6 protein-coding genes and 1 pseudogene are annotated in these 7,217 nt (G+C 51.2%); 5 read left to right on the top strand and 2 right to left on the bottom strand.

What is annotated here, in order from left to right; all coding sequences use genetic code 11:
- From H6F80_RS16040 to H6F80_RS16020, 5 genes and pseudogenes are all read left to right on the top strand, one after another.
- A pseudogene (locus H6F80_RS16040) lies at positions 1 to 449 on the top strand (hypothetical protein); the annotation flags it as partial.
- A gap of 73 nt (positions 450 to 522) precedes the next feature.
- The gene (locus H6F80_RS16035) at positions 523 to 1,434 is read left to right on the top strand and encodes a glycine betaine ABC transporter substrate-binding protein (RefSeq protein WP_190792528.1); all 912 of its coding nucleotides are present in this window, start codon (positions 523 to 525) and stop codon (positions 1,432 to 1,434) included.
- Positions 1,431 to 2,402, top strand: a complete 972-nt coding sequence (locus H6F80_RS16030) for an ATP-binding cassette domain-containing protein (protein WP_190792527.1) — start codon at positions 1,431 to 1,433, stop codon at positions 2,400 to 2,402. Before H6F80_RS16035 ends, H6F80_RS16030 begins: the two co-directional genes overlap by 4 nt.
- A gap of 122 nt (positions 2,403 to 2,524) precedes the next feature.
- Positions 2,525 to 2,947: a VOC family protein gene (locus tag H6F80_RS16025; protein ID WP_190792526.1), complete on the top strand. Its 423-nt coding sequence runs from the start codon at positions 2,525 to 2,527 to the stop codon at positions 2,945 to 2,947.
- A gap of 337 nt (positions 2,948 to 3,284) precedes the next feature.
- A complete protein-coding gene (locus H6F80_RS16020; RefSeq protein WP_199296618.1) occupies positions 3,285 to 4,151 on the top strand; it encodes an arylamine N-acetyltransferase family protein in 867 nt (288 codons plus the stop codon).
- A gap of 62 nt (positions 4,152 to 4,213) precedes the next feature.
- On the opposite strand, the gene nifV is transcribed toward H6F80_RS16020, so the two are convergent.
- A complete protein-coding gene (gene nifV / locus H6F80_RS16015; protein WP_190792525.1) occupies positions 4,214 to 5,347 on the bottom strand; it encodes a homocitrate synthase in 1,134 nt (377 codons plus the stop codon).
- Between the two features lie 294 nt (positions 5,348 to 5,641).
- Complete coding sequence (purF, locus tag H6F80_RS16010) at positions 5,642 to 7,147, bottom strand: amidophosphoribosyltransferase (protein WP_190792524.1); 1,506 nt, start codon at positions 7,145 to 7,147, stop codon at positions 5,642 to 5,644.
- Positions 7,148 to 7,217 lie beyond the last annotated feature (70 nt).

The following is a 7,217-nucleotide window of genomic DNA, read 5'->3' as shown; positions in this document are numbered from 1 at the left end:
CGCGATCGCTGTTTTATGTCACGAATCAAGGCACTGAAAAAGAGCTGCTCAAAACCAACGGTTCGATTCTCAAAGCACAGTTCGATCGGGCAAAGCAGACACTCTACTGCCTCTACACCAAACTGCTGCCAGGAGATTTATACCTGGAAGAACCATACATTGCCGCAATCCATTTGGAAACCGGAAAGCTCACCGATTTGCTGCGGCTGCCGCTCCAGCGCGATATTCAGGTTAGCCTCGCTCCCGACGGGCTGGGAATTCTGTTTGACCAGATTGTCGCGACCAATGACCAGAATCAGTCTGGTTCAGTTCAAACTCAAGCAGGCACGACGATCGCCAGCAGTCAGCTCTGGTTTTTGCCTGTGGTGCAAGACGATCGAGGCAATCCTGTTCAGGCACAGCCCCAAGCACTCAACATTGCCGGATTACGTCCACGCTGGCTTCCCTGAGTTCGGTATTATGGCAGGATGACTGAAACTGACAGTGAAGCTTCATTTAAATCCCTTACGAAAAGTAGATTCCATGAAAAGAATCCGTCACTTTATCATCATGCCCCTGCTGGCTTTGGTCACGGCGGGCATTCTGATTGCCTGCGCGACGGGCGGCAATAGCAGCAACAATCAAACTCCGATTCGGGTTGGCTCCAAGGACTTTACAGAGCAGTTTATCATCGGCGAAATGTATGCCTCGGTGCTAGAAAAAGCTGGGCTTCAGGTCGAGCGCAAGCTGAACCTAGGCGGAACGCCCGTGGCTCAAAAAGCACTCGAAAACGGTGAAATTGACGTTTACCCGGAATATACGGGAACCGGACTGCTTACCGTCCTGAAACTGCCGGCGAATAGCGATCAAAAAGCGGTCTTCGACACCGTTTCCCAGAACTACAAGGAGAAATTTAATCTGGTGTGGCTGGAGCCTGCTCCGATGAACAACACGCAGGCTTTGGCGATGACGACTGAAGGTTCTCAAAAGTTTGGAGTAAAAACTATTTCAGACATGGCGGCAAAAGCCAGCGAACTCACGATGATCGGTCCGCCCGAATTTGAAGTGCGCGAAGATGGGCTTCCCGGGATCAAGCAAAAGTACGGTAACTTTCAGCTTGAAGAATACAAGGCAGTCGATCCCGGTTTGCGATACAAGGGATTGGTTGACGGCGAGGCAGATGTCACCGTTGCCTTTGGTACAGATGGCGAAATCAGTGCCTTTAAGCTGATTGTGCTGGAAGACGACAAAAAGTTGTTCCCGCCCTATCAAATTGCGCCCGTGGTGCGGCAGGCTGCGATCGAAAGCCACCCCGATATGCAGAAGGCGTTAAATCAGCTTGCTCCTTTGCTGACGAATGAAACTATGCAGCGACTCAACTACGAAGTCAGCGGCAAGCAGCGCGAACCCGCAGAGGTGGCAAAAGAATTTTTGCAGCAAGAAGGACTGCTGTGAGCCAGATCCGCTTTGATCAGGTATCCCTGCGGTTTCCGGGGGCGACTCGTCCGGCGGTCGATCGCTGTAGCGGCACGATCGAATCTGGCGAACTGGTCGTGATCCTGGGACCGTCGGGGTGTGGCAAAACCACACTGCTGAAGATGGTTAACCGTCTGTATGAGCCGACATCGGGCAGCATTTATCTGGGCGATCGCGATATTCGCCAGGTTTCGCGGACTGCCCTGCGGCGACAGATTGGCTATGTAATTCAGCAGGGGGGCTTGTTTCCCCACATGACCGTTGCCCAAAATATCGGGGTCGTGCCAAAGCTGCTGGGCTGGTCGCGTCCCCGCATTCAGGCAAGAATTGATGAGCTATTGATACTGGTCGAACTACCACCTCAGGAGTTTCGTCGTCGCTATCCGGCACAGCTCTCGGGCGGACAGCAGCAGCGGGTCGGCTTAGCCCGTGCTCTGGCAGGCGATCCGCAAGTGATGCTGATGGATGAACCCTTTGGGGCGATCGATGCCATCACACGCACAACACTGCAAGATGAAATTTTGCGGCTCCAGCGTCAGCTTCAAAAAACAATCCTATTTGTCTCCCATGATGTCGAAGAAGCGTTACGCCTTGCCGATCGCCTGTTAATTATGCGACAGGGACAAATTATCCAGTTCGATACGCCCTTTCGCGTTTTGACCCAGCCTGCCGACTCCTTTGTGCGAGAGCTGGTGGGCGCAAACGATATGGTGCGTCAACTGGGACTGCTGCAGGTGCGATCGGTCATGTTGACCACTGCTGAACCCTATCCAATCTCATCTGAGTTGACCCTTTCCCCAGACGATACGCTGCGCCGGGCACTCTCACTCATGCTACAAACCGGAGCGGAAAAGCTGATGGTCGTCGAGCAAGGTCGTGCGATCGGCTTCATTACCTTAGACGAAATCAGGCGATCGAGCCAACCACAACCTATCAAAGAAATGTAATTCTGGTATTGTAATTGACCTGCAATCGATCGATTCAGGCGATCGTCCCCATTGACTTAGTGCAAATGTACTTGCTATTATCGCTTCAAAGTTTAATCTTGAATCGAATCTGACGAGGGTTTATGGAAGATAGCCCCAGTATTCTTTCGCACGTTTCGATCGGCACAAACCATTTTGAACGGGCAGTTGCCTTTTACGACAGCGTGTTGCCAACGTTAGGCTGCAAACGAATTATGGAACATCCGGGCGCAGTGGCTTACGGAAAGATGTATCCCGAATTTTGGGTGCAAACGCCGATCAACGGTCAGCGCGCAACCGTCGGAAATGGTACGCACATCGGGTTTATCGCACCTACTCCAGAAGCAGTCCATGCGTTTTATGAAGCCGCGTTAGCCAATGGAGGAATCGACGAGGGCGCGCCGGGAAGCAGACCTGAGTACGGTGAACCTTACTACGGCTGCTTTGTACGCGACCCGGATGGGCACAAGGTTGAAGCGTCCTACTGGGATGAGCAGCTCATTCAAGAGCTTTATATCGACACATAATCTTTGAGCGCGGTATTACGAAGTGCAGTACAGCATTTAGAGAACATTGAGCTAGGGGACGTTCATCTAAAAAACATTCATCTAGAAAACATTCATCTATTGGCAGCAGATCGATCTAAAATGACAGCCCCAATGAATGAAAGATCTACAAATGAAAGATTTACGAAAGACTACTTGCTTGAACGGTCAAACAAATTAGACTGAGGAAAGAACTGGGGAACTTTCTTAAATTCGTTGCTTAAATCGTTGTTAACGAAAATGCTGCGGCTTTGTTCTCCGGGAGAGAAACTCAATATAACCGTCTTTGAGAATTGAGACGGATAAAGGAGTTTATAAATTGGAACAAGCTTTCGCCCCAGTCAATCTTGATGCTTATTTTCAGCGGATTGGCTATCGCAACAATGCAAATGGATTCTCTCTTGAGAATAATTATGCTCCGACGCTGGATACGCTCAAAGCAATTCATCAGCGACATCCCGCAGTCATTCCCTTCGAGAATCTGAATCCGCTGCTCCAGCAGCCCGTTCGACTTGATTTGCCATCGCTTCAGCAAAAGCTCCTTGAGCAGGGTCGAGGGGGATATTGCTTTGAGCAAAACTTGCTGCTGCGATCGGTTTTAATCACCCTTGGATTTCGCGTGACCAGTTTAGCGGCACGGGTTCAGTGGAATATACCCGAAGGAACGATGATGCCCCGAACCCACATGCTGCTGCTGGTTGACATTGACGAACAGCCCTATATTGCCGATGTGGGATTTGGCGGATTAACGCTGACTGCCCCGCTACGTCTAGTTCCTGACATCGAGCAAAGCACGTCCCATGAGCCGTTTCGATTTATCGCCGACAACCACACCTACACAATGCAGGCTAAGCTCGGCGAGGCGTGGAAGCCGCTCTACACCTTTGACCTTCAGGAGCAGCATTTGCCCGATTACGAAGTATCAAACTGGTATGTCGCAAGCCATCCTGATTCTCTGTTTGTCAATCACCTGATTGTTGCCCGACCTGATATCGACTGTCGCTATTCTCTGCGAAACAATCAGCTTTCAACGCATTATCTGAACGGACAAACCGAACAGCGCGTCCTCAAAACCGTTGATGAATTACGCACCGTACTGGAGGATATTTTTCGCTTGACCTTACCTGCGATCGATTCTTTAGATAGCACGCTCCAGCAAATCGTAAACCCCGTCAACAAGCTGTAGGGCAATCGCGGATTGATTCGATGATTGATCTGAATCATCTCGCCAGTTCTTGATCTGGTCATTCAGCCGATCGCAGGAGTGGATTTGCGGTGCTGCACCAGCGTCAGCAGTTCGTCTGGAGTCAGATTGCATTTCATTTGGGTCGATCGCAGCCGGACTGCATCGAGAATCATTTGGGTTTCCTGAGGGGCCAGGGTGATGCCGTGCTGCTGCAATAAATTGATCAGCGAATGCCGTCCCGAATGTTTGCCGATGACGAGACGATGCTGCCGCCCAATTTCTTGCGGATCGTAGGGCTGATAGGCGATCGGGTTTTTCAGAATGCCATCGGCGTGAATACCAGATTCGTGTACAAAAGCATTCTCGCCCACGATCGCTTTCCAGGGTGGAATACAGCTTCCAGAGGCTTTCGCCACAAGCTGAGAAAGTTCAATCAGCTGATGAGTTGCGATTCCCGTTTTAATTCCATAAATTTGTTTCAATCCCATCACCACTTCTTCCAGCGGTGCATTTCCGGCACGTTCTCCCAAGCCATTTACCGTTGTATTCACCGAAACGGCTCCGGCTTTGACTCCGGCTAATGCGTTTGCCGTTGCTAATCCCAGATCGTTATGCGTGTGCATTTCGATATCCAGTGCAGTAGCAGCCATTAACTCCCGCACTTTTTCATAAGTGGCAAACGGATCGAGAACGCCGACTGTATCACAGAAGCGAAAGCGGGACGCACCCCACGCTTGTGCCTGAAGCAAAACATCGAGCAGAAAGCCGGATTCGGCTCTGGAGGAGTCTTCGCCGCCGATCGCCACGTATAAATCGTGATCTTTGGCATAGGCGATCGTGTCTCGCAGTCGAGTAAGCATTTGCTGACGATCGCCCTGAAACTTAACCGCGATTTGAATTTCAGACACAGGAACCGAAATATGCACCCGCGTTAAGCCACAGGCCAGAGATGCAGTAACGTCTGCAATCACGGCTCGATTCCAGCCAATCAGCTTTGCGTTAAGCCCAAGGTGACGAACGGCAGTAATCGCCTGAATTTCGGCATCGCCCATTGCCGGAATCCCGACTTCGATTTCGGGGACGCCGATCGCGTCTAAGAATTGGGCAATTGCTACTTTTTCTTCCAGGTTAAAGGCAACTCCCGCAGCCTGTTCGCCATCGCGTAATGTAGTGTCATTAATCTGGATGAGGGGCATCAGTTCACTCCTGAAGGAAATCGAGAACAGAAACAGCGACAGAATCTTTGAGAATCGCCTTGCTCCTATTCTGATTTGAGTTGCGCCCCGCAAAAGCCGCCGTCTCAGTTCTTTTCAATTCCTCTCAAAACGTCACGTTCGATCGAAACAATGGCGTTCGATTGGGATGAAGCTACTTAAACAGGTTCTTTTGCTGCAAAACTAAACCGACGATCGAACTGCATTGAGAAACAAGTCTTGCAGTCTGCGATCGTCGGCAGTGAGGAACAGGTTAATCGGCTGAATTTCAGCAGTCTAGACAGGCACTTTTTCCAGCAAAAGCTTCGATCGCTTCACATGTTCAGGCACAGCAACAGGGTAATCACCTGTAAAGCAGGCAGAACAAAAGCTTGCGGGATCCTCACCCGTCGATTTCAGCATTCCTTCCCAGCTCAGGTACGCCAGGCTATCCACGCCGATTTGCTGCCGGATTTCTTCGACCGATTTCGTGGCAGCAATGAGCTGATCTTGAGTGTCGGTGTCAATGCCGTAAAAGCAGGGATGAGTGACAGGCGGCGAGGAAATTCTCATGTGAACTTCGGTGGCTCCCGCATCGCGCAGTGCCTTCACAATCTTGCGGCTGGTGGTTCCGCGCACGATCGAATCATCCACAATTAAGACTCGCTTCCCGACCAGCACATCCTTTAGCGGATTTAGCTTCATGCGAATGCCCGACTCACGCATCGATTGCGTAGGCTGAATAAAAGTACGCCCGACATAGCGGTTTTTGATCAAGCCTTCTGCATAGGAAATACCCGACTCTTGCGAAAAGCCGATCGCCGCCGGAATGCCAGAATCTGGGACGCCCATCACCAAATCGACATCAGCAGAAGATTCCTTTGCAAGCTGTCTGCCAATCCGCATCCGGTAGGTATAGAGGCTTTCTTCGTTCATTACGCTATCGGGACGGGCAAAGTAAATCATCTCAAAGATGCAGAGTTTCCGCTTGGTTTGCGGTGCCCACTGAACCGAACTCAGCCCTGTTTCGGTGATCCAAACTAACTCTCCGGGCTGCACATCGCGCAAATAGTCCGCGCCGATAATGTCGAGTCCGCAGGTTTCTGATGCCAGGACATAGCGAATTCCGGCATCTTCAGTTTCAAGTGTGCCGATAACGAGCGGACGAATCCCGTTGGGATCCCGCGCCCCAATAATGCCCTGCGGAGTGGCAATACATAAGCTAAAAGCTCCCTCACAACGTTTGAAGGCAGCGACCGCCCCCTGAACCCAGTCACCCAAATCACTCACAGCTTCTGCCATTGCGTGAGCGATCATCTCAGAGTCGGTCGTGGTCTGCAATTGAGCATCGGTTCGCAGCAATTCTTCGCGAAGCCGGGGCGTGTTGACCAAGTTGCCATTGTGAGCCAGAGCCAGGGTGCCCAGGCGAGTTTCAACGACTGCGGGCTGAGCATTTACCACTCGGCTCGATCCGGTCGTGGAATAGCGCGTGTGCCCAACTGCCAAATAGCCTGGAAGCTGTTTCAAAATCTGTTCGCTAAACACCTGCGATACCAAGCCCATGTCTTTGTGCAGGTGCATTTGCTGACCGTCAAAGGTCGCAATTCCTGCCGATTCCTGTCCGCGATGCTGAAGCGCATACAAGCCAAAATAAGTGAGTTTGCCGACATCTTCGCCAGGAGCATAGATACCAAATACGCCGCAGGCTTCTTCGGGCTTATCGGGTCGGGGGTCAAGGCTAGAAGATGCCATTGTGGGCTGGTCGGCAACCTGATCGGCGTGATCCGCAGAATTTGGCAGCATGGGCGCGTTTGATTCCTCCGTGGATGGGGTATTAATGGGCGATTGGTAATGTCAGGTAATTTTGTTAGGT

The sequence above is a fragment of the Leptolyngbya sp. FACHB-711 genome (genome assembly GCF_014695615.1).
Taxonomy (GTDB): Bacteria; Cyanobacteriota; Cyanobacteriia; order Elainellales; family Elainellaceae; genus Leptolyngbya_A.
The sequence above is the reverse complement of the archived record's forward strand: the minus strand, read 5'-3'. Positions and strand labels throughout refer to the sequence as shown.

Excerpts from the sequence above, each read along its gene's own strand:
- H6F80_RS16035 (WP_190792528.1), top strand. The coding sequence starts at position 523 with ATGAAAAGAATCCGTCACTTTATCATCATGCCCCTGCTGGCTTTGGTC.
- H6F80_RS16025 (WP_190792526.1), top strand. The coding sequence starts at position 2,525 with ATGGAAGATAGCCCCAGTATTCTTTCGCACGTTTCGATCGGCACAAAC.
- nifV (WP_190792525.1), bottom strand. The coding sequence starts at position 5,347 with ATGCCCCTCATCCAGATTAATGACACTACATTACGCGATGGCGAACAG.
- purF (WP_190792524.1), bottom strand. The coding sequence starts at position 7,147 with ATGCTGCCAAATTCTGCGGATCACGCCGATCAGGTTGCCGACCAGCCC.